Consider the following 20,932-nt stretch of genomic DNA (forward strand, 5'->3'; position numbering starts at 1 on the left):
CCTCCGCCGTTGCCCCCGAGGTCATGTTGGTGGCTGAGGCTAGCGTGCCGGTCGTCGGCGGGGCGCGCGAGGGCGCGCTGAGCCCGCCACGCCCCCGGCGGCGGCCGGAAAGAAGCAATTTCGCCGGGAATCAGACGGTAAGCTGCCCCCAATTCTAAGCGCTTGCTCGGCCAGGACCCTTGTGCCGGGTGGAACGTGTTCTTACCATCACTGGTGTTACATCAGTTGTGTCACAGTGCGGCGCTGGGGGCTTGATGGCAGCGATGGGTAATGGCCCGCTGGCCGGGGTGCGCGTGGTCGAACTGGCGGGCATCGGGCCCGGTCCGTTCGCCGCGATGCTCCTGGCCGACCTCGGCGCCGATGTCGTACGGGTCGACCGGCCCGGCGGCGCGGGCCTTGCGATCGACCCGGCGTACGACCTCACCAATCGCAACAAGCGCTCCGTGCTCATCGACCTCAAGGCGGATGGCGGCCCCGGCCAGGTGCTCGACCTGGTCGAGCGGGCCGACGTACTGATCGAGGGCTACCGGCCCGGCGTCGCCGAACGGCTCGGAGTCGGTCCGGGGGAGTGCCATGCGCGCAATCCGCGCCTGGTGTACGGACGGATGACCGGCTGGGGCCAGGAAGGGCCGCTCGCCCAGCGCGCCGGGCACGACATCGCGTACATCGCCGTCACCGGCACGCTCGGCATGATCGGCAAGCCGGATGAGCCGCCCGCCGTCCCGGCCAATCTCGTCGGCGACTATGCGGGCGGCTCGCTCTATCTCGTCATCGGAGTGCTCGCGGCCCTGCAGCACGCACGCACCGAGGGCGGTTCCGGGCAGGTCGTGGATGCGGCCATCGTCGACGGTGCCGCTCATCTCGCCACAATGATCCACGGGATGATGGCGGCCGGCGGCTGGCAGGACCGGCGCGGGGCGAATCTGCTCGACGGCGGCTGCCCGTTCTACGGCAACTACGAGACCGCGGACGGCCAGTACATGGCGGTCGGGGCGCTTGAGCAGCAGTTCTACAACGAGTTCATTGAGCTGCTCGGCATCAAGCACGAGGCCCCGGCCCGCAAGGACTTCGCGCGCTGGGGCGAGCTGCGGGCCGCCGTCGCCGCCCGCTTCAGGACCAGGACACGCGCGGAGTGGACAGCCGTCTTCGAGGGCTCGGACGCCTGTGTCGCGCCGGTGCTCTCGCTGCGGGAAGCCCCCGCGCACCCGCATCTCGCGGCCCGCGGAACCTTCGTCGACCACGGCGGACTCACCCAGCCCGCGCCCGCGCCCCGCTTCTCCGCCACGCCCGGGTCCGTGTACCGAAGCCCCGCCCAGCCGGGCGCCGACACCGACGACGTGGCGCGCGACTGGGACGTGCCCGGACTCACCAAGGAGGACTGTTGAAGCGCCAGATCTTCCATGCGGAGCACGACGCGTTCCGGGAGACCGTCCGCACCTTCCTCGCCAAGGAGGTCCTTCCGCACTACGAACAGTGGGAGAAGGACGGCATCGTCTCGCGGGACGCCTGGCTGGCCGCGGGCAGGCAGGGGCTGCTCGGACTCGCCGTGCCCGAGGAGTACGGAGGCGGAGGGAACGCCGACTTCCGCTACAGCGCCGTCCTGGCCGAGGAGTTCACCAGGGCGGGCGTGGCCGGACTCGCGCTCGGGCTGCACAACGACATCATCGGTCCGTATCTGACCTCCCTGGCCACCGACGACCAGAAGCGGCGCTGGCTGCCGGGATTCTGCAGCGGCGAGATCATCACCGCCATCGCGATGACCGAGCCGGGCGCGGGCTCCGACCTCCAGGGCATCCGGACGAGCGCCGAGGACCGGGGCGATCACTGGCTGCTGAACGGGTCCAAGACCTTCATCTCCAACGGAATCCTCGCCGACCTCGTGATCGTCGTCGCCAAGACCACCCCTGAGGGCGGGGCCAAAGGACTTTCCCTGCTGGTCGTCGAGCGCGGCATGGAGGGCTTCGAGCGCGGCCGCAATCTCGACAAGATCGGCCAGAAGTCCCAGGACACGGCCGAGCTGTTCTTCAACGACGTACGCGTCCCCAAGGAGAATCTGCTCGGCGAACTGGGCGGGGGCTTCATCCATCTGATGACCAATCTCGCGCAGGAGCGCATGGGCATCGCCCTCGCCGGTATCGCCGGCGCCGAGTATCTGCTGGAGATCACCACGTCGTACGTCAAGGAGCGCGAGGCATTCGGCCGGCCGCTCTCGAGGCTTCAGCACATTCGCTTCGAGATCGCCGAAATGGCCACCGAATGCGCCGTCACCCGTGCGTTCCTCGACCGCTGCATCGTGGATCACTCGAACGGGGAACTCGATGCCGTACACGCGTCGATGGCCAAGTGGTGGGCCACCGAACTGCAGAAGCGGGTCGCCGACCGCTGTCTGCAATTGCACGGCGGCTATGGCTATATGACCGAATACCGCGTCGCCAGGGCCTTCACCGACGGCCGGATCCAGACCATCTACGGCGGTACCACCGAGATCATGAAGGAGATCATCGGCCGTTCTCTGCTCGGCTAGGGGGTGTCTTTTGGATCAGGCCGGATCAGTGAGCGGGGTCTGGTGCGTGCAGATGCAAGGCGGAGGAAGGAGGCCACGCGGAGCGTCGGCGACTGACGACAACGCAGCAGATGTGCGTGCCAGGGCACGCGAGCCCGGCAAGATCCGAAAGACACCCCCTAACCCTATCGTCGGCCAACCCTCATCGAAAGGCTCGTGACCAGTGAGCACCGAAGCGTATGTGTACGAGGCGATCCGCACCCCGCGCGGTCGCGGCAAGGCGAACGGCGCCCTGCACGGCACCAAGCCGATCGACCTCGTCGTCGGTCTGATCCATGAACTCCGCAGCCGCTTCCCCGGCCTCGACCCGGCGGCGATCGACGACATCGTGCTCGGCGTCGTCGGCCCGGTCGGCGACCAGGGCTCCGACATCGCCCGTATCTCCGCCATCGCCGCCGGGCTCCCGGACACCGTCGCCGGCGTACAGGAGAACCGCTTCTGTGCCTCCGGTCTCGAGGCGGTCAACATGGCCGCGATGAAGGTCCGTTCGGGCTGGGAGGACCTGGTGCTCGCCGGCGGCGTCGAGTCCATGTCACGCGTACCGATGGCCTCCGACGGCGGCGCCTGGTTCGCCGACCCGATGACCAACTTCGCCACCGGCTTCGTCCCGCAGGGCATCGGCGCCGACCTCATCGCCACCATCGAGGGCTTTTCCCGTCGTGACGTCGACGAGTACGCCGCGCTCTCCCAGGAGCGGGCGGCCGCGGCCTGGAAGGACGGCCGCTTCGAGCGGTCCGTCGTCCCGGTGCGCGACCGCAACGGCCTGGTCGTCCTCGACCAGGACGAGCACCTGCGCCCCGGCACCACCGCGGACAGCCTCGCCGCGCTCAAGCCCTCCTTCGCGGGCATCGGCGACATGGGCGGCTTCGACGCCGTGGCGCTGCAGAAGTACCACTGGGTGGAGAAGATCGACCACGTCCACCACGCGGGCAACTCCTCGGGCATCGTCGACGGAGCGGCGCTCGTCGCGATCGGCACGAAGGAGGTCGGCGAGCGGTACGGCCTCGCCCCGCGCGCCCGGATCGTCTCGGCCGCGGTCTCCGGCTCCGAGCCGACCATCATGCTCACCGGTCCCGCGCCCGCCACGCGCAAGGCCCTCGCCAAAGCCGGTCTGACGATCGACGACATCGACCTGGTGGAGATCAACGAGGCGTTCGCCGGAGTCGTGCTGCGCTTCGCCCGCGACCTCGACCTCCCGCTGGAGAAGATCAACGTCAACGGCGGTGCGATCGCCCTGGGCCATCCGCTCGGCGCGACGGGCGCAATGATCCTCGGCACCGTCATCGACGAACTGGAGCGCCAGGACAAGCGGTACGGCCTTGTCACGCTCTGCGTCGGCGGAGGCATGGGCATCGCCACGATCGTCGAGCGCGTGTAGCCCCCAGCGCCGCGCGCACCCGCCCGGGGCACGCCCACCCGAGGTGCGCGAGCCCGTCGGCCGCAGCGGCCCAGCCGCGCGGACGCGCGTGCACGACCGTCGGCGCTCGACAGGTCCGTCCGCGCTCACCACACTCCAGGAGACTTCGCACATGACCGAGAGCACCACCATCCGCTGGGAACAGGACGAGACCGGCGTCGTCACGCTCGTCCTCGACGACCCCAACCAGTCCGCCAACACGATGAACCAGGCCTTCAAGGAGTCCATCGCGGCGGTCGCCGAGCGCGCGGAGGCCGAGCAGGACTCGATCCGCGGCATCATCTTCACCTCCGCCAAGAAGACCTTCTTCGCCGGCGGCGACCTCAAGGACATGATCAAGGTCGGTCCCCAGGACGCCCAGCAGGTCTTCGACACCGGCATGGACATCAAGCGCGCTCTGCGCACGATCGAGACCCTGGGCAAGCCCGTCGTCGCGGCGATCAACGGCGCGGCGCTGGGCGGCGGTTTCGAGATCGCCCTCGCCTGTCACCACCGCATCGCCCTCGACGCGCCGGGCTCCAGGATCGGCCTGCCCGAGGTCACCCTGGGGCTGCTGCCGGCGAGCGGCGGCGTGACCCGCACCGTACGGCTGATGGGCATCGCGGACGCCCTGCTGAAGGTGCTTCTCCAGGGGACTCAGTACGCGCCGCAGCGCGCCCTGGAGAACGGCCTGGTCCATGAAGTCGCCGCCACCAACGACGAGATGATCGCCAAGGCGCGCGCCTTCATCGACGCCCACCCCGAGTCCCAGCAGCCCTGGGACGTCAAGGGCTACAAGATCCCTGGCGGCACGCCTTCCAACCCGCGCTTCGCCGCCAATCTGCCCGCCTTCCCCGCGAACCTGAAGAAGCAGACCGCGGGCGCCCCCTATCCCGCCCCGCGCAACATCCTCGCGGCGGCCGTCGAGGGCTCCCAGGTCGACTTCGAGACGGCGCAGACCATCGAGGCCCGGTACTTCACCGAACTGGTCACCGGCCAGATCTCCAAGAACATGATCCAGGCGTTCTTCTTCGACCTGCAGGCCGTCAACTCCGGCGCCAACCGGCCGGCGGGCATCGAGCAGCGTGAGGTCCGCAAGGTGGCCGTCCTCGGCGCCGGGATGATGGGCGCGGGCATCGCGTACTCCTGTGCCCGGGCCGGCATCGACGTCGTCCTCAAGGACGTGTCCCAGGAGGCCGCCGACAAGGGCAAGGCGTACTCCGAGAAGCTGCTGGCGAAGGCGCTGAGCCGGGGTCGTACGACCGAGGCCAAGCGCGACGCACTGCTGGCGCGCATCACGCCGACCGCCGACCCCGCCGAGCTCGCGGGCTGCGACGCCGTGATCGAGGCCGTCTTCGAGGACACCGCGCTCAAGCACAAGGTGTTCGAGGAGATCCAGGACATCGTCGAGCCGGACGCGCTGCTCTGCTCCAACACCTCGACCCTGCCCATCACGGTGCTTGCCGAAGGCGTGTCGCGGCCGGACGACTTCATCGGCCTGCACTTCTTCTCACCCGTCGACAAGATGCCGCTGGTCGAGATCATCAAGGGCGAGCGCACCGGTGACGAGGCGCTGGCCCGCGCCTTCGACCTGGTTCGCCGGATCAACAAGACCCCGATCGTCGTCAATGACTCGCGGGGCTTCTTCACCTCGCGTGTCATCGGCCAGTTCATCAACGAGGGGGTGGCGATGGTCGGCGAGGGCGCCGACCCCGTGTCGGTCGAGCAGGCCGCCGCGCAGGCCGGCTACCCGGCCAAGGTGCTCTCGCTGATGGACGAGCTGACGCTCACCCTGCCGCGGAAGATCCGCAATGAGACCAGGCGCGCGGTCGAGGAGACGGGCGGCACCTGGGCCGGGCACCCGGCTGACTCGGTGATCGACCGGATGGTCGACGAGTTCGGCCGCACCGGCCGCAGCGGCGGGGCGGGCTTCTACGAGTACGGCGACGACGGCAAGCGGGCCGGGCTGTGGCCGGGGCTGCGCGAGCACTTCGCGCAGCAGGACGTGGATGTCCCGTTCACCGACATGGTGGAGCGGATGCTCTTCTCGGAGGCGCTGGACTCCGTCCGCTGCCTGGAGGAGAACGTGCTGACGTCGGTCGCCGACGCCAACATCGGCTCCATCATGGGCATCGGCTTCCCGGCCTGGACGGGCGGCGTGCTCCAGTACATCAACGGCTACGAGGGCGGTCTTTCCGGCTTCGTGGCACGCGCGCGGGAGCTCGCCGAGCGGTACGGCGAGCGCTTTGAGCCGCCGGCGCTGCTGGTCGAGAAGGCGGAGCGCGGCGAGGTCTTCACGGACGCGTGACGGTGTGAGCGCGGGCTGCGCTCAGCTTTGAGGCCTCAGCTCTTCAGGCTCTGGCTCTCCTGGCCGAACGCGGCCCGCAGCTCTTCCTTGAGGGACCGCTGGAAGGCCGTCACCAGCGCCTGCACCACCATCGGCTGCATATGGGCGGACAGTGACTTCATCGCCGCCACCTGCTCCGGGTCCGACTCCCGTTCGCGGTACGGGTTCCAGACCTCGTCCCGGAACAGCCGGGTGAGCTCGTGGGCCGCCGAGCGGGTGTGTTCCAGCAGGACGGTGCGGGCCGCGAGGATCGTCTCGTGCGCGATCGGCACGTCGAGGAGCTGCACTCCGAGCCGTAGCAGCCCCGGGTCGAGCCGGTACCCGCCCCCGTGTCCGTCCGAGGTGGCGGCGCGCTCCAGGACGCCCATCGCCACGAGCCGGTCGATGTCCCCTTCGGTGAGCGCCCGGCCGGCCCGGCGTTCCAGTTCGGAGCGGGTCGCCTCCTCGGCCGAGTCCGGCGCCCAGGAGGCCACCAGCGCACGGTGGATCGCGAGGTCGTGCGCGCTCAGATCCTGGGGCAGCTGCTCCAGATAGCGCTCGATCGCGGCGAGCGTCATGCCTTGGTACTGGAGCTCCTCGATGAGGGCGAGACGGGAGAGATGAGTCGGGCCGTAGTGACCGACGCGGCGCGGTCCGATGGCCGGGGGCGGCAGCAGCCCGCGCGTGCTGTAGAAGCGGATGGTGCGCACGGTGACCCCGGCACGCGCGGCCAGCTCGTCGACGGTGAGCGTCGGCTCCTCGGTCTCGGTCGCCATCTGTGCGCCTCGCTTCCCGTGCCCCGTTCCTGATCGTCGTGCAGTGCAACAGTATTGCTGTCTCACCACTGTTGTGAAAGCGTCCGCGGTGACCTTCGTGGCGACCTCCGTCGCGGCCCGCAAGGCGGCGCCGCACGGTCTGAACAGCCGCGAGGGCGCCCCCACCTCCGTGGGCACGCCCTCGTCGCCGCGTCGTGCGCAGCCCGGATCAGTACAGCCGGATCAGTACACGGCTACGCCGTACGCGCTGAGCGCTTCCCGCACCGGCTGGAAGATCGCCGTGCCACGGGTGCCCCTGCAGCCGGCGCTGCCCGAGTGGATGCCGAGGGCGGTGGAACCGGCGAAGTGCGCGCCGCCGCTGTCGCCGCCTGCCGAGCAGACCGTGGTGCGGACCATGCCGTAGACCGGGCCTTCGCCGTAGTTCACGGTGACGTTCACCGCGGTGACGGTACCGCTGGTCACCCTGGTGGTGGAGCCGCTCTTCTTGATGGCCTGGCCGACGATCGGGTCGGCCGCGGAGGTGATGTCCTGGTAGGTGCCGTTGTACAGGTTGACGGCCCCGGGGGGCTGGGGGCCGGTCCTGTACTGGACGATGCCGTAGTCGTTGGTCGGGAAGCTGGTGCCCACGCGGCTCCCGATGGGCAGGCCGCCGGGCGAGGCGTACCAGGTGGCAGCCGCGTTGGTGCAGTGACCTGCCGTCAGGAAGTAACGCCTCGTGCCCTTCGAGACATTGAAGGCCGCCGAGCAGCGGTAGCCACCGCCGTAGATCGCGTCGCCGCCGGCCACTTCTCTCGTGAAGACACCGGGCACGCGGGTGATCCGTACCGCCTTGCCGAGACCGGCCGCCACCTTCCGCAGCTGCGTCATGGAGCGCACGGAGACCGACAGGTCGGCCTCGACCACCACCTGGTTGATCCGGGGGTCGATGCCCCACGAGGTGCCGGTGATCTTTGCCTGGGCTTCGAGCGTGTTCATGGCGGCTTCCAGCTGTGCCGTGCCGCGTTCGACGAGCTTGGCGCGTGCGCCCGCGGCCCGTACCTCCTCGGCCGCGGCCGCGTCGGTGACGGTGACCACCAGTTCCCCCGTCCTGGAGTCGAGATACGAGCCGGCGCTCCGGTCGCCGAGGGATTCTTCGAGCGTCTGGTCGAGGCTGTACTGCGTCGGCGATGCCGTGACGTCCGGCGACGGATCGGGGACGGCCCCGGCGGCGCCGGAGCCCAGGCCGACGGTGGGCAGGGCAAGGATGACGGAAAGGAAGATGCGCGCGCGGAGCGTGCGTCTCATAGGGGCTTCTCCTTCGTACGAGTCCGCTTGGGCTTCCGAGAAGCAGTTTCGAACGGACAAGTACGAAATGCGGCCTGGAATATGCCAAATCGCCGCCATGCGCACAGAGCGCGAGAACGCCGAACCGCCCACCCGTTCGGGGGAGTCAGGGATGGATCTGGACGGTGGCCGCGCTCAGCCGCCGGACGCCGCGCAGCAGCGCGTCTTCGGCCGCGAGGGCCACCGCATGCGCCTGCACCACCGTCAGCGCGGGGTCGACCACGATCGAGGTCTCGGCCCGCAGATCGTGCCCGAGCCAGCGCATTCGCACGTCTCCCACGCCCCGCACGCCCTCGACATGGGAGAGCGCGTGCTCGGCGTCGTCGACCAGCGCCGGGTCCACCGCGTCCATCAGCCGGTGCCAGATCTCGCGCGTCGCGCCGCGCAGCACCAGTGAGATCGCCGCCGTGATCGCGAGCCCGATCAGCGGATCGGCCCACCGCCATCCGAGTGCAGCTCCGCCCGCGCCCAGCAGTACGGCCAGTGAGGTGAAGCCGTCGCTCCGGGCGTGCAGTCCGTCGGCCACCAGCGCGGCCGATCCGATCCTGCGGCCGGTACGGATCCGGGCCCTTGCCACCCACTCGTTTCCGGTGAATCCCACCAGAGCGGCCGCGGCAACCGCCGTCAGATGGCTGACGTCCTGGGGCTCGAACAGCCTCCGCAGCGCCTCGTACCCGGCGAAGACCGCGGACGCGGCGATCACCAGCACCACGAAGACGCCCGCCAGATCCTCCGCCCGGCCGAAGCCGTAGGTGTAGCGGCGGGTCGCGGCCCGCCGGCCGAGGACGAAGGCGAGGGCGAGCGGCAGCGCGGTGAGCGCGTCGGCGGCGTTGTGGACGGTGTCGCCGAGCAGCGCCACCGAGCCCGAAGCGGACGCGATCACCGCCTGCACGGCGGTCGTTGCGGCGAGCACGCCGAAGGAGAACCACAGCGTTCGCAGCCCCCGCGCCGACCCTTCGAGCGCGGCGTCGATACGGACGTGCGTGTGGTCGTGGCTGTGGTGCTGGTGGTGACCATGGACGTGCCCGTGACCCGTCATGGCCACCACCGTGGCACACCGAATCCCTTGCAGCCACTACCGAAAAGCGACCTCTGGCCAGCTGCGAAGGGCTTGCGACTACTGCCCGGACGCGATCACCGGATAGTGGTCGGAGAGGTTGGTGTAGGTGTATTTCGTGCCCCAGCTGGAGACCGTCCAGGGCGCGCTCTGCTCCTTGATCACCTCGTTCGTCCAGCCCGCCGGTTTCGCGTGCCCGGCGCGGTGCAGGACGTAGTCGAGGTCCTCACGCGGGTCGCTCGGATAGCGGTAGGAGGCGATCGAGTTCTCCTTCGTGTCGAAGGAGTACGGATGTCCGGTGCGAGCGCCGGCCCCCACGAGGCCGGCGTCGGCGAGCATCGTCGCGTACTCCGGAGTCCGCGAGTCGACATTGAAGTCGCCCGCGACCAGTACCTGTTCGGACGCCGGGATGTTCTTGGCGTCGAGGAACGCGTCGATCGCCTTGAACTGGCGGCTGCGCATCTGCGCCGCCTCGCCCGCGCCGCAGCCGGGGTCGGTCGACTGCGCGTGCGTGCCGACGATGTGCGCCTTCGCGCCGTTCACGTTCAACACGGCATAGACAAAGCCCTTGTTGGACCACCAGTCCGCGCCGCAGGCGTCCTTGTAGACGTACTGCTCCTTACGCAGGATCGGCCACTTGCTGAGCAGCGCGACCCCGCCGTCCTCGGGGGTGGTGGCCGAGTACGAACCGCCCGTGGCGTCCCAGCCGTCCTTGCTCCGCCCCATCACCGGGGTCTGGTACGGGTACTGGCCGGCGGCCTTCTGCTTCAGCGCGTCCGACGAGGAGTTGTCGAAGGCCTCCTGGACCACGACGACGTCGTTGCCCTGGAAGAACGAGGTCGCGGGGATCGCCGCGGCCCGGTGGTCCTGGCCCCAGTTGGGGTACAGCGTCTTGCTGAACAACAAGACTGCCTAAGTGTAGTCTGGGGGAGGAACCACAGAGGGAGGGGGCAGCGTGTCTGACACGGGCATTGAGCGTCCGTACGACGGCTGCGGTAAGTGCTTCGTCGGCCTGCGCAGATTGTCCCGCAAAACCGACGCCACGTCTTCGCCAGCGCGACAACGATCAATGGTCATTGAGGCCGTGAGCGCCGTTGGCGGCCACATCATTGCGTGGGCCGACGATTGGGAGGTGTCGGGGGCTACGGACCCCATGACGCGCCCGCAGTTGGGCCCGTGGCTGCGTAACAAGATGGGGCCGTACGACGGCGTGGCAGGGTCGGCCGTCGACCGCCTGGGCCGCAACCTCGTGGACTGCCTGAACACCGGCTACATGATGCGCGACACGGGGAAGATGCTCGTCACCTACGGGCACGACGGACCGTGGGACCTGAACAACGATGCGGACGAGAACCGGTTCACGCTGGAGGCGTGGAGCGCGCAAATGGAGCTTCGCGCTATTCAGAAGCGCAATGCGAACACGACCGTCTCTGAGCGGGAGAAGGGGCGTAAGCGCGGGCGCCACGCTTACGGGTATCGCTACGTCCGCCTGTACGCAAAGGCAGCAATCGACCACGTGGCCCTGGACCACGGCGAGACCATGCCGGAGGAGATTCGGGAGCGGGAGGACGCCGCGAAGGTAATGCGCGACGTGGCCCGTCGGATTCTGACGGACACCACCGGGGAGATATCTGTCGACAGTGAGGCTGCTCGCCTTACCAGGGCAGGCGTCTATTCCCCGCTGGATCACACCCGCGCCATGAGCGGAAAGCCTCCTAGGGGCACTGCATGGGACGGCGCGGCATTGCGGAAGATGCTCGTGTCTGAGGCTGCTCTAGGGCTTCTGATGCATCAGGGGCGGCCCGTGATCGGTGACGATGGTAAGCCCATTCAGCTCGCGGAGCCGTTGTGGAACCGAGCCACGCATGAAGCGCTCGTCCGGAAGCTCAAGGTGACGCCGCGGAAGAAGCGCGCCCAGTCAGGCGAGCATCTTGTATCAGGCGTCGCCGAATGCGGGGTCTGCGGCTACCGGTTGTACCGCACTGGCCGACCGGTCTCGATGACGTGCAAGTCGCGCATGCAGGGGCAGACCGATTGCGCTCCCGCTCCCACCATCCTCGTCAGCACGCTGGAGGAGAAGGTCACGAACGTCTTCCTTACCGACTTCGGCGACCACATGTTCATGGAGTGGGTCTACGACCCCGGCAACGGCAATGAGGAGGCACTGGCGGGCGCTCGCGCTGCCCGTAAGCGACTCCGCGACGACCGTGAAGCAGGGCTGTACGACGACGAAGAGGACGCGGAGTGGTACCAGTCCCGGTATGCCGCGCTGACATCTGAGATTAAGAAGCTAGCCGCGGAGCCTGTACGGCCGGCGGGGATGGTGTCGCAGCCAACTGGCCGGACCGTGGCCTTGGAGTGGGAGTCCGCGGCTGACGACGGTGTACGGAGGGGGCTTCTCCAGGAGTTCGGCGTAAAGATCAGGGTGTGGCCTGACGGGCACGAGCCTCGCGTGCGGATCACGTCTGACCTGGAGGCCGCCGAAGAAGCGTCTATGGTAACGAGTTGATAACGGCATCCAGATCGCCCATGAGGCGCCTCGGGGCCTCCTCCAGCGCTCCCGGGCCGCTCGTCGTCCGCCCGTCGACGTCGGCACGCGTCCGCGTTATCCACAGGAGCCTGTGGATAACTACCCTGCGTCAGTGGATAGTTGAAGAAGATCGCTCACTGTAGCGACTGAGGTCAATCCAGGTGCCAAAGTGTCAAACTAACCCCCTATTTCTATAACCCTCTAGACGCGTTAGAGAGTCTTGGAAAAAGGGGGTTAGTTTGACAGTTTGCGCACACGGCTCGGGAGGGGGAGGCGGACCATGATCACTCCCGCGTCACATGCCCCACATAACTAAGGTAGAGGGAGATCGACGACGCTGGCGACTGGCGCGGCGTCTCACCCCTCCGACGGCCGGCGCCGCTCCTGCGCTCCCCGCACTCTCCTCCGGGTAGACGCGCGGTTGAGCGGCCCCGGTCGTTTTGACTTCCTCGCCCGGTGCATGGGACTTCGACCCGCTCGAAGCCCGGACGGGGGAGGGTAGGCCACATAGTGCAGCGGCCAAGCACACGGGACAAGGACGGTTCGAAGCCGGACGCAGGGCTCACGCTCTCGTCAAGTGGAGCCACCCCGTAACGCCGGTTCGAATCCGGCTGTGGTCACAGAACTTCCCGGTGGTGTAGTCGCACAGGCCCCTCACGGGGCGAGGATCGCGGTGTAACTCCGCGCCCGGGGAGCGGACGGCAGCGTGTAGGAAAGCCTTCGGGCGCACGGTTCGAGCCCGTGGCGCTGACGTCCGTGGATGGAGTGGCGAGCGTCTGCCCGTTCGATTCGGGCAATCCGTCTGGCGACGGTGTGGGGTTCGATTCCCCTTGACCATGGTGGCGAAAAGGTAGGGCCGCTGTGCCCGATGATCCGCGCAGGTCGGTTCGACTCCGGCCCCATTCACCATGCGGGTAGCTCCCGCAGGCATCGACGGACGGGAGGCATCCCGGCTCGTCGATGCGGTGTCCATGGTGCAGCGGCCTAGCACTCCTCCCCTTCCGGGAGGCGACGTCGGTTCGAATCCGGCTGGGCACACTGACTTGCTTCCGTAGCTCAGTTGGTCAGAGCGCCCGCCTGTCGAGCGGGAGGCCGCCGGTTCGAGTCCGGTCGGGAGCGCTTCGGCAGCTAGATCAATGGCCCGTCCGCGGGCACTGGCAACACGCACCGACGACCGGCCGCGAATAGTCGTCTTGGCATGAATGGCGCTGGTGAGATCACCCCCTGAGGTGGGGGAGACGGAGGTTCGATTCCTTCGCTGTCGACTGCTGTACCGCCTGCATCGTGGCGAACAGAGGACGTGGCACCTAGTGCGCGACGGCCGACACCCGGGCCTCACGGTCCGGAAGACCCCTCGTAGCGCTCAGAGGCCAGAGCACGCGTACCCGCTCACGGATGGTGCGTATGGTGTCGCGGGTTCGAATCCCGCCGGGGGTGCAAAGGTCCATAGCTCAGTGGGAGAGCAGCGGTCTCCAAAACCGCGCACGGAGGTTCGATTCCTCCTGGATCTGCTTACGGGGTGTGGCGCAGCTTGGTAGCGCGCCCGCTTTGGGAGCGGGAGGTCGTCGGTTCGACCCCGGCCACCCCGACTTGTCACAATCCTCGCGAGAGCGCGAGGGAAGACGCAACAGACGCAGCCCCGACGCGGAGGACGACCTCACCCGCGTACGGGGCTGCAGCTATTTCCGCGCTACTTCGGCAGCTTCACAGTGAACGACGGACCGTCGCCAAACAGGTTGTCCCAGTAGCTGAGCGTCCCGCCACGGCGGACGACGTCCAGGACTACATCCCCTGTCACGGACTGCCCGGGGTTGTAGGTGGTGTCGAGGTCCTGCCCTTCCTCCGTCGTTTCGAGCGTGGTGGCGTCCTGTGCGGCAGTCTGCTCGTCCTGCCACTTGATGACGCCATACGGCGCGAAGCGACCCGGCTTGTCTCCGACGTTCTTGACCGTCAGCGTGAGGACGAGGAACTGACCCTTCGGCTTGTTTGTCGTGTTGACCTGCTCGGGGGTCACGTACTTCGCGCCCTTTACGGTCACTTGCATCGTCGTTTTCACCGTGTCGTCTGCGCCGTCCACCGCGACGTACTTGCCGCTCTGACCGACGCTAATCTCCGGAACTGCAGGCGTGGACGGCTTAGCCGGCGACGTCTTCGGCTTGGCTGAGGCCTTCGGGGGCGTTGAAGCGGCGGACGAGCTCTCCGGCTTGTCGTCAGATCCGCAGCCCGCGAGTAGGGCAGCGACAGCGATTGACGCAGCGGACGCGACGACTCGACGAGCGACAGTGTTCATGATCCATCCCCTATGTGCTGTGACCTACGGCCACACGAGGGGGCTCAGCGTAGGGCACTTGACCTTGCCAGGGAGGCGAAATGGCGTGGGACGGAAGCGACCGCCGGCAGCGCCTTCCGAAAGACTGGCCCCGTATCCGGCGTCGAATCATTCGACGTGACGGGGGCATCTGCACGGCCCAATTCAGCGACGGCCGACGGTGCGAGCTACCGGGTACTGACGTGGATCACATTATCCCCGGAGACGACCACACAGACACCAACCTGCAGCTGCTATGCACGTGGCACCACAGGCGTAAGAGCGCCCACGAAGGCGGCACAGCAGCGGCACAGAGGCGCGTACAGAGCGCCCGCCCTACAGCTACCCACCCTGCACTGGAGGACTGATGAGAGCCCTACTGCAGCGCGTGCATGCGTGGCTGTGTGGTGCAGGCGCATTGCCTGCCGCGCCCGGCGTGCAGCCCGCACTACTAAGCCCTGCCGATGGGGTGCTGATGTGCAGGTGCAGGGACGTGGAGCACGAGCCTGCATGCGACGCATACGCGCGCACGGTTGGGCGCATGGTGAGGGGTGGCCGGCCATGAGTGGCGCCCACGTGGTGCTGGAGGAGGCCGACGACACGGGCGCGAGCGGCGTTACGGTAACGCGTGTGATCATCAACGGTGTTGACGTTGGACTCGTCGCAGAAGCTCCGAAGATCACAGTCGGATGCAAGGACGACGTCACGAAGATCACGCTGACGTTGATCCCGAGTCGCTTGGAGATCAGGGGGGCGCTGGCCGACGGAGATCGTCGCGAGGCTCGTGCCGGCTTCACGGCCAAGATCGACTAGCCCTGACCCAGGGGGGTGACCCCCAACCGACCACTATGGAGACCGTACAGGTGCTGGGTCTCGCTGTCTGTACGGGTCTGGGGGATGCCGCCTAGGCGTCCACAGGCGCCCGCTGGAGCCCCGAACGGGGGCCGGCTGGCCTGCCGAAGACCCCGATCCGGGAGGCGCCCACACGGTCGGCCGGTATGGGTCTGTCGCATATCAGTGCAGGTCAGACGCTAGACTACCGTTACACGCCCCGTTAGACTGGACCCATGAACACACCCACATGCGAGCAGTGCAGCGAGCACCTTGGAGTGCGGCACTCACACCGCGCCCGCTTCTGCTCAACTCGTTGCCGGGTGGCTGCGCACCGCGCGGCGAAGAACGACGCGACTCCGCACGAGCTGAAGACCCGCGACAGGTGGGTCCGGCGCTCCGCGACGAAGGCGCCGCTCACGACTGCCGGCAGGGCAGCGAGCAGCACCAACCGGCGGACGTGGAGCACGCACAGCGAAGCATCCGCTTCGACGGCCGGCGTCGGTCTGGGCTTCGTCCTCTCCGACGTCGACGACGTGGTCTGTATCGACCTGGACCACTGCATCAACCCGCTCACGGGCCGCCTGGCGCCGTGGGCGGCAGCCATCATCCGTGACGCGGGGGCCACCTACGTAGAGGTCTCCCCGTCCGGCGACGGACTGCACATCTGGGGTCGAGCTGACGTCCGACATGGACGGCGCATTCGACGCCCTGACGGTACGGCCGTAGAGATCTACGGGACCGGCCGCTACATCGCGATGACGGGACGCCGACATGGCAACGCCCCGTCAATCCTTGCGGACGTCTCCGATGTCATTCGTCGGTTGACTGAGGTCCGTTGACGGCCTTCGGGCCACGGATCTCGTCACGCAATGCCCGCATCGCCCGCACCGCTTTGGATGCCTCTTTGCAGACGCCGGGGATCTTCCTCAGTGTCGCGACGATGATCCAGGCAAGGGCGCCAATGAACGCCACGATCATGGCAGCCCAACCGTAGATTTCCATCCGGTCCTTCGAACCTTCCCGTTACGGATGGTCGGACCGGGCACAAGGTGCATCGATCCGACCATGATCAATGGTCGAACCGAGATACACCCTTGACGGCGATCCCTCGTACAGGCCCCGTGGCACAGACGCGGTTCGCGGCATTCTCGAAATCAGGTACTACGCAATGCTGTCCGGCTGCATACTCCCCGCGAAGATCATCAAGTCTCTTCATTCGGGGTCGGTAATCAGCCCCGTGGCTGTCACCGTCACTGTGCCTCAAACGCTACCAGACCCGAAGGAGGCTCAATGGCCGGACGCGGACCCGCCCCGAAGGACCCAACGAAACGACGCCGGCGCAACGTTGGCGAGCCCGAGACCGTCATCACCGCTGACGACGAGCTCCGCGGTCCGGAGCTGCCTGCCGGTGTCCTGGGCGAAGACGACGGAGTAGCAGTCGACTGGCACCCCATGACGCGACTGTGGTGGGACACCTGGCGCGCCAGTGCACAGGCGCAGACCTTCCTTCCGACGGACTGGAGCTTCCTTATCGACACGGCGCTGATGCACCACACGATGTGGGCAAAAGGCCGTTGGGAGTACGCCTCTGAAATCCGCCTGCGAGCAGCCAAGTTCGGCGCTACGCCGGAGGACAGGGCGCGGCTGAAGCTGAAGGTCGACGACCCAACTGCCGTGCCTCGTACGCCCGTACAGAGCGCTGGCAACGTCTCTGACATCAACTCGCGCAGAGCGCGCCTGACTGGTTAGGACACCGGATGCCGCACGTAACTGTGCGCGCCCCCGGTCACGATCGCTCCCGCTCGCTCGGGTGGATGGCGGTCGCGTGGATGGAGTACTTCGTCGTGCACGGCCCTGGCGACGTCCAGGGCGAGCCAGTACGCCACGGCGACGAGTACACCGGGTTTGTCGTCGACTGCTACGCGCTCGATGACGACGCCGGAAAAATGCTCTACGACTCCGCGTTCTTCTCGCGCCCGAAGGGCTGCGACAAGAGCGGATTGGGCGCGCGCATCGGCCTCTTCGAAGCGTTCGGACCCTGCCGTTTTGACGGCTGGGCTGAGGGCGGGGAGGTCTACCGCGACCCGTGGGGGCTGGGTTTTGAGTATGTCTATGAGCCCGGTGAGCCGATGGGCCGCCCGGTCCGCGTCCCTTACCTCCGCATCATGGCGACGGAGGAAGGCCAGACCGGCAACGTCTACGACACCATCTACTTCAACCTGACCGACGAGGCGTCGCTCCTGTCGTCGATTCCGGGTGTTGATCCCGGATTGACGAAGATCAACCTTCCTGACGGTGGAGAAATCACGCCGTCGACCGCCTCGTCTTCGTCGAAGGACGGCGGTAAAGAAACGTGGGTCTGCTTCGACGAGACTCACCTCTACAACACGCCTGAGCTCAGGCGCATGTACGCCACGGTGACCCGAAACCTCCGCAAGAGGAAGAAGGGCGCCGGTACGTGGTACCTCGAAACGACCACGATGTTCGCTCCCGGGCAGGACTCGGTAGCGGAGCGCACCTACGAAGAGGCTGAGGCTATTCGTGAGGGCAAGAAAAAGCGCGGTCGCGCGAGGCTCATGTACGACCACCGTTACGGCATCTGCAAAGACCTGAAGAACGAGGACGAGCTCCGCGCAGCACTCCTGGACGCCTACGGCGACGCCATGGAATGGATGGACCTGGAGACGCTCGTCGACGACTTCTACGACTTGCGTAACGACAGCGCCGACGGCAAACGGTACTTCTTGAACTCCCGGACGAGCAGCTCCGATGCGTGGATGGACCCTGACGCGTGGGAGGTCTGCCGTCGGCCGGAAGAGATAGCCGCGGGTGATCTCGTCACGCTCGGCTTTGACGGCTCGATCCGCGACGACGCTACGGCGCTCACCGTCTGCCGCGTCTCCGACGGACACCTGCAGCTTCTCGGTTGCTGGGAGAAGCCCGAAGGGCCGGAGGGCGACGGCTGGCAAGTCGATCGCGAGAGCGTCGACTCCGCGGTCTCCCGGGCCTTCGAGAAGTACGAGGTCTGCGGCTTCTACGCCGATCCGCCGCACTGGCAGGACTACGTAGACCGATGGACGAGCGACTTCGGCGAAGACCTCCAGGTGCGCGCCACGCAAGCGCGCCCGCTGGAGTGGTGGACCAACCGGCCTACCGCCATGGAGCACGCGCTAGACCGCTTCGTCGAAGCCGTCGACGACAAGGCTCTGAGCTACGCCGGCACGGCTAAGGCCGATGACGACGAAGCCCCGTTCTCGAAGCTGGGAGCGACACTGACGCGCCATGTGGTGAACGCCAAACGGCGCCCCATGGGCCGCAATCACATCGGCATCGGCAAGGAACACGCGAAGTCCCCGAAGAAAATCGACGCCGCCATGTCCGCCGTACTCGCCTACGAGTGCCGCGCGGACGCCGTCGCTGCAGGAATCACGAAGCGCAAAAAGCGCTCGTCCAAGCTCGTTGCCTTCTGAGGGAGGTCCGTCAGTGCCTATTGATGCATCACAGGTTGAGTCTCCCGGATGGTGGCTGCAGCGGCTCGGTAAACAGCTCCTGGACGAGCGCGACGACTCGCGCGACTCCGACGGCGAAGTTACGCCAGGGCTCGACACCCTGAAGAACTACGCGGAGGGTAAGCCGCCGCTCCCGACCGTCCCCGGGGTTGACCCGCGGGAGGTTGCGGAGTGGATGAAGGACGCGCGAACCAACTGGACGAGCCTCGTTGTGGACTCGCCAGTCGAGCGAATGGGCGTCGACGGCTTCCGCTTCGGCAAGGCCAAGGGTGGCAAGTCTGCAAAGACAGCCGACGAGGACGCTAACCGCATCTGGCAAGAGAACTCGATGGACGCGGACTCTGATCTCGTCCACTACGGCGCACTGTCGCAGCGACGCGCGTTCGTCCTCGTAGAGGAGGGCGACGACGGCCGACCTGTGCTGACCCACGAGACCCCGCGACAGGTGGCCGTGGAGCACGAACAGGGCAACCGTCGCCGACTAGCCGCGGGCCTGAAGATGTGGCGCGACGACTGGACGGGCAACACCCGCGCGACACTGTGGACGCCCGGAACGATCTATGACTTCACGACGAAGAGCGACCGACCCCTGTTCTCGGGTCGTGTGGCGTCGCTCCGTCAGTGGGAGGCGCTCCAGCTCCCGAACTCGCCCGACGGGTCTCGCGCCAACCCACTGGGTGCCGTCCCGCTCGTCCCCTTCATCAACCGCCGCAACCGTCGGCCTGAGGGATTCGCGGAGCATGAGGACGTTCTGAGCGTTCAGAATCGGATCAACCTCTCGCTGATCAACCTGATTGCGGCCATGAAGTACGGCGCGTTCAGGCAGCGTTGGGCCGCTGGCCTGGAGGTCGACGAGGACCCGGTGACCGGTGCGAAGATCACGCCGTTCCAGCTGGACATCCGGAAACTGTGGACGACCGCAGACGCTGAAGTGAAGTTTGGCGAGTTCGCGGCAACTGACCTGATGCCGTACGTGCGCGCTGTAGAGGCTGCCGTACAGGATCTTGCAGCGATCAGCCGGACCCCACCCCACTACCTGATCGGCGCCGTCGTCAACGTGTCTGGCGACGCGCTGAAGGCTGCGGAGACGGGCCTCGTGGCCAAGGTCCGCGACCGTCAGCGTAATTTCGGTGAGAGCTGGGAGGCCGTCATGCGCCTGGCTTTCCGCGTGCTGGGCGACGAGCAGCGGGCTACCGCGTACGACGCAGAGACCGTCTGGCGCGACCCTGAGTCGCGCAGCATCTCCGAACTTGCAGACGCTGCCGTGAAGAAGGCTTCCGCCGGCGTCCCGTGGCGTCAGCGCATGGAGGACATGGGCTACACCCCTGCGGAGATTGCGCGCATGGAGGTGGACCGGGCAGCCGACGCGCTCAATGCAACGCCTGCGACGGACCCTCAGCCCGCATCCCTTCAGGCAGCCCGCGACGCGAAGCAGCGCGACCCGCGGACTGTGATCGGACGGAGCTCCGGTGACGCTAACGCGGCTTGATCGGCAGTACGGAACGGCTGTACGCGGTGTGTGGGCGAGCGTCCTCGGTCGCGTCGGCCGTTCCTGGACCGACCTGGGATCTTGGCGGGGGGAGGACGTCTCCCGCTTTCAGCGGAAGGCACTCCCCGTCATGCTCGCGGGACAGCGACAGATTGCGTCCCTGACGACGACCTACCTGGAGCGGCTCTACCGCGAGATCGCCGACGAGCAGTCTCGCGTAGACCTGGACTTCGACAGGGTCATCGGGCGCGCACTCCGCGACGTCGACCCTGCAGACGTCTACGAACGCCCCTTCAAAGAGGTCTGGAACGCACTCTCCAACGGTGAGCCTCTGGACGTCGCGCTCGATAGGGGCGCGCACCGCCTGGACACCATCGCGAAGACGGATCTGCAGCTAGCCCGAACGCACACGGTGCGGGAGGTCACTGCGGACCAGCCGGGCGTGGAGTACACCGTCCGGGAGCTGCAGGGCGAGTTTGACTGTGCGCTCTGCATGATCGCGTCCACGCAGCGATACCACAAAAGGGATCTCGCCCCCATCCATCCCGGGTGCGACTGCCTCGTCAAGACCGTTCGGTCCGACTTCGACCCGGGCCAGGTCATCGACGAAGAGCGCCTAGAGAAGATTCACGACCTTGTGGAAGAGGCGCTAGGCAAGGCGGACCGCGGAGGAAGAGCGGTCGACTACCGAAAGATCATCATTGCCCGGGATCACGGAGAGATCGGTCCCGTGCTCGGCTACCGGGGTCAGCGCTTCACGGGCCCCGATGACATCAACCTTCCGACCTGACGCCCGACATGGGCCGACGACTCCCGACAGG

17 protein-coding genes and 6 tRNA genes are annotated in these 20,932 nt (G+C 67.3%); 17 read left to right on the forward strand and 6 right to left on the reverse strand.

What is annotated here, in order from left to right:
• The first annotated feature begins 254 nt into the window (after positions 1-254).
• The 4 genes from ACQEVG_RS32520 to ACQEVG_RS32535 all read left to right on the forward strand — a co-directional run bounded on the left by ACQEVG_RS32520 (position 255) and on the right by ACQEVG_RS32535 (position 6,267).
• Positions 255-1,385, forward strand: coding sequence for a CaiB/BaiF CoA transferase family protein (locus ACQEVG_RS32520; protein WP_432990473.1), 1,131 nt, complete (start codon positions 255-257; stop codon positions 1,383-1,385).
• The gene (locus tag ACQEVG_RS32525; protein WP_432990475.1) at positions 1,382-2,524 is read left to right on the forward strand and encodes an acyl-CoA dehydrogenase family protein; all 1,143 of its coding nucleotides are present in this window, start codon (positions 1,382-1,384) and stop codon (positions 2,522-2,524) included. The genes ACQEVG_RS32520 and ACQEVG_RS32525 overlap by 4 nt, the downstream gene beginning before the upstream one ends.
• A gap of 202 nt (positions 2,525-2,726) precedes the next feature.
• Positions 2,727-3,941 carry an acetyl-CoA C-acetyltransferase gene (locus ACQEVG_RS32530; RefSeq protein ID WP_432990477.1) on the forward strand — a complete coding sequence of 405 codons (1,215 nt, stop codon included), beginning with the start codon at positions 2,727-2,729 and terminating at the stop codon, positions 3,939-3,941.
• A 151-nt stretch (positions 3,942-4,092) separates the two neighbouring features.
• Positions 4,093-6,267, forward strand: a complete 2,175-nt coding sequence (locus ACQEVG_RS32535; protein WP_432990479.1) for a 3-hydroxyacyl-CoA dehydrogenase NAD-binding domain-containing protein — start codon at positions 4,093-4,095, stop codon at positions 6,265-6,267.
• Positions 6,268-6,302: 35 nt separating this feature from the next.
• On the opposite strand, the gene ACQEVG_RS32540 is transcribed toward ACQEVG_RS32535, so the two are convergent.
• The 4 genes from ACQEVG_RS32540 to sph form a co-directional block, all read right to left on the reverse strand.
• Positions 6,303-7,061, reverse strand: a complete 759-nt coding sequence (locus ACQEVG_RS32540) for a MerR family transcriptional regulator (RefSeq protein ID WP_432990481.1) — start codon at positions 7,059-7,061, stop codon at positions 6,303-6,305.
• 222 nt (positions 7,062-7,283) lie between these two features.
• On the reverse strand, positions 7,284-8,345 hold the full coding sequence (locus ACQEVG_RS32545; protein WP_432990483.1) for a S1 family peptidase: 1,062 nt from the start codon (positions 8,343-8,345) through the stop codon (positions 7,284-7,286).
• Between the two features lie 145 nt (positions 8,346-8,490).
• Positions 8,491-9,423 carry a cation diffusion facilitator family transporter gene (locus ACQEVG_RS32550; RefSeq protein ID WP_432990485.1) on the reverse strand — a complete coding sequence of 311 codons (933 nt, stop codon included), beginning with the start codon at positions 9,421-9,423 and terminating at the stop codon, positions 8,491-8,493.
• A gap of 78 nt (positions 9,424-9,501) precedes the next feature.
• The gene (gene sph / locus ACQEVG_RS32555; RefSeq protein ID WP_432990487.1) at positions 9,502-10,347 is read right to left on the reverse strand and encodes a sphingomyelin phosphodiesterase; all 846 of its coding nucleotides are present in this window, start codon (positions 10,345-10,347) and stop codon (positions 9,502-9,504) included.
• A gap of 49 nt (positions 10,348-10,396) precedes the next feature.
• Here sph and ACQEVG_RS32560 point away from each other — a divergent pair, with 49 nt between their 5' ends.
• The 7 genes from ACQEVG_RS32560 to ACQEVG_RS32590 all read left to right on the forward strand — a co-directional run bounded on the left by ACQEVG_RS32560 (position 10,397) and on the right by ACQEVG_RS32590 (position 13,560).
• Positions 10,397-11,950 carry a recombinase family protein gene (locus ACQEVG_RS32560; RefSeq protein WP_432990489.1) on the forward strand — a complete coding sequence of 518 codons (1,554 nt, stop codon included), beginning with the start codon at positions 10,397-10,399 and terminating at the stop codon, positions 11,948-11,950.
• Between the two features lie 522 nt (positions 11,951-12,472).
• Positions 12,473-12,591 (forward strand) — tRNA-OTHER (locus ACQEVG_RS32565).
• A 345-nt stretch (positions 12,592-12,936) separates the two neighbouring features.
• Positions 12,937-13,009: transfer RNA gene (locus tag ACQEVG_RS32570), tRNA-Glu, on the forward strand.
• A 7-nt stretch (positions 13,010-13,016) separates the two neighbouring features.
• Positions 13,017-13,090 (forward strand) — tRNA-Asp (locus ACQEVG_RS32575).
• Positions 13,091-13,320: 230 nt separating this feature from the next.
• Positions 13,321-13,408: transfer RNA gene (locus tag ACQEVG_RS32580), tRNA-Glu, on the forward strand.
• Between the two features lie 3 nt (positions 13,409-13,411).
• Positions 13,412-13,482: transfer RNA gene (locus ACQEVG_RS32585), tRNA-Trp, on the forward strand.
• 4 nt (positions 13,483-13,486) lie between these two features.
• Positions 13,487-13,560: transfer RNA gene (locus ACQEVG_RS32590), tRNA-Pro, on the forward strand.
• A 101-nt stretch (positions 13,561-13,661) separates the two neighbouring features.
• On the opposite strand, the gene ACQEVG_RS32595 is transcribed toward ACQEVG_RS32590, so the two are convergent.
• Positions 13,662-14,261, reverse strand: coding sequence for a DUF4352 domain-containing protein (locus ACQEVG_RS32595; RefSeq protein ID WP_432990491.1), 600 nt, complete (start codon positions 14,259-14,261; stop codon positions 13,662-13,664).
• A 579-nt stretch (positions 14,262-14,840) separates the two neighbouring features.
• Between ACQEVG_RS32595 and ACQEVG_RS32600 the strand changes: the two genes are divergently transcribed.
• Complete coding sequence (locus tag ACQEVG_RS32600; RefSeq protein ID WP_432990493.1) at positions 14,841-15,092, forward strand: hypothetical protein; 252 nt, start codon at positions 14,841-14,843, stop codon at positions 15,090-15,092.
• A gap of 254 nt (positions 15,093-15,346) precedes the next feature.
• Entirely contained in the window at positions 15,347-15,952 is a 606-nt protein-coding gene (locus ACQEVG_RS32605; RefSeq protein ID WP_432990495.1) for a DNA primase, read from the forward strand.
• On the opposite strand, the gene ACQEVG_RS32610 is transcribed toward ACQEVG_RS32605, so the two are convergent.
• Positions 15,924-16,115 carry a hypothetical protein gene (locus tag ACQEVG_RS32610; RefSeq protein WP_432990497.1) on the reverse strand — a complete coding sequence of 64 codons (192 nt, stop codon included), beginning with the start codon at positions 16,113-16,115 and terminating at the stop codon, positions 15,924-15,926. The genes ACQEVG_RS32605 and ACQEVG_RS32610 overlap by 29 nt on opposite strands.
• A gap of 288 nt (positions 16,116-16,403) precedes the next feature.
• On the opposite strand from ACQEVG_RS32610, the gene ACQEVG_RS32615 reads away from it, so the two are divergent.
• The 4 genes from ACQEVG_RS32615 (at position 16,404) to ACQEVG_RS32630 (ending at position 20,901) form a co-directional block, all read left to right on the forward strand.
• Positions 16,404-16,862, forward strand: a complete 459-nt coding sequence (locus ACQEVG_RS32615) for a hypothetical protein (protein ID WP_432990499.1) — start codon at positions 16,404-16,406, stop codon at positions 16,860-16,862.
• 80 nt (positions 16,863-16,942) lie between these two features.
• A complete protein-coding gene (locus tag ACQEVG_RS32620) occupies positions 16,943-18,583 on the forward strand; it encodes a terminase (RefSeq protein WP_432990501.1) in 1,641 nt (546 codons plus the stop codon).
• Between the two features lie 13 nt (positions 18,584-18,596).
• Complete coding sequence (locus ACQEVG_RS32625; RefSeq protein ID WP_432990503.1) at positions 18,597-20,111, forward strand: phage portal protein; 1,515 nt, start codon at positions 18,597-18,599, stop codon at positions 20,109-20,111.
• 130 nt (positions 20,112-20,241) lie between these two features.
• Entirely contained in the window at positions 20,242-20,901 is a 660-nt protein-coding gene (locus ACQEVG_RS32630) for a hypothetical protein (RefSeq protein WP_432990505.1), read from the forward strand.
• Positions 20,902-20,932 lie beyond the last annotated feature (31 nt).

This window comes from Streptomyces sp. CA-135486, from assembly GCF_050936555.1.
Lineage (GTDB): Bacteria > Actinomycetota > Actinomycetes > Streptomycetales > Streptomycetaceae > Streptomyces.

What these genes read in the sequence shown, in the direction of transcription:
- ACQEVG_RS32535 (WP_432990479.1), top strand. Translation starts at nt 4,093, where the DNA reads ATGACCGAGAGCACCACCATCCGCTGGGAACAGGACGAGACCGGCGTC.
- ACQEVG_RS32615 (WP_432990499.1), top strand. Translation starts at nt 16,404, where the DNA reads ATGGCCGGACGCGGACCCGCCCCGAAGGACCCAACGAAACGACGCCGG.
- ACQEVG_RS32550 (WP_432990485.1), bottom strand. Translation starts at nt 9,423, where the DNA reads ATGACGGGTCACGGGCACGTCCATGGTCACCACCAGCACCACAGCCAC.
- ACQEVG_RS32610 (WP_432990497.1), bottom strand. Translation starts at nt 16,115, where the DNA reads ATGGAAATCTACGGTTGGGCTGCCATGATCGTGGCGTTCATTGGCGCC.
- ACQEVG_RS32630 (WP_432990505.1), top strand. Translation starts at nt 20,242, where the DNA reads ATGCTCGCGGGACAGCGACAGATTGCGTCCCTGACGACGACCTACCTG.
- ACQEVG_RS32540 (WP_432990481.1), bottom strand. Translation starts at nt 7,061, where the DNA reads ATGGCGACCGAGACCGAGGAGCCGACGCTCACCGTCGACGAGCTGGCC.
- ACQEVG_RS32620 (WP_432990501.1), top strand. Translation starts at nt 16,943, where the DNA reads ATGGAGTACTTCGTCGTGCACGGCCCTGGCGACGTCCAGGGCGAGCCA.
- ACQEVG_RS32605 (WP_432990495.1), top strand. Translation starts at nt 15,347, where the DNA reads ATGAACACACCCACATGCGAGCAGTGCAGCGAGCACCTTGGAGTGCGG.
- ACQEVG_RS32595 (WP_432990491.1), bottom strand. Translation starts at nt 14,261, where the DNA reads ATGAACACTGTCGCTCGTCGAGTCGTCGCGTCCGCTGCGTCAATCGCT.
- ACQEVG_RS32520 (WP_432990473.1), top strand. Translation starts at nt 255, where the DNA reads ATGGCAGCGATGGGTAATGGCCCGCTGGCCGGGGTGCGCGTGGTCGAA.
- ACQEVG_RS32600 (WP_432990493.1), top strand. Translation starts at nt 14,841, where the DNA reads ATGAGTGGCGCCCACGTGGTGCTGGAGGAGGCCGACGACACGGGCGCG.
- ACQEVG_RS32545 (WP_432990483.1), bottom strand. Translation starts at nt 8,345, where the DNA reads ATGAGACGCACGCTCCGCGCGCGCATCTTCCTTTCCGTCATCCTTGCC.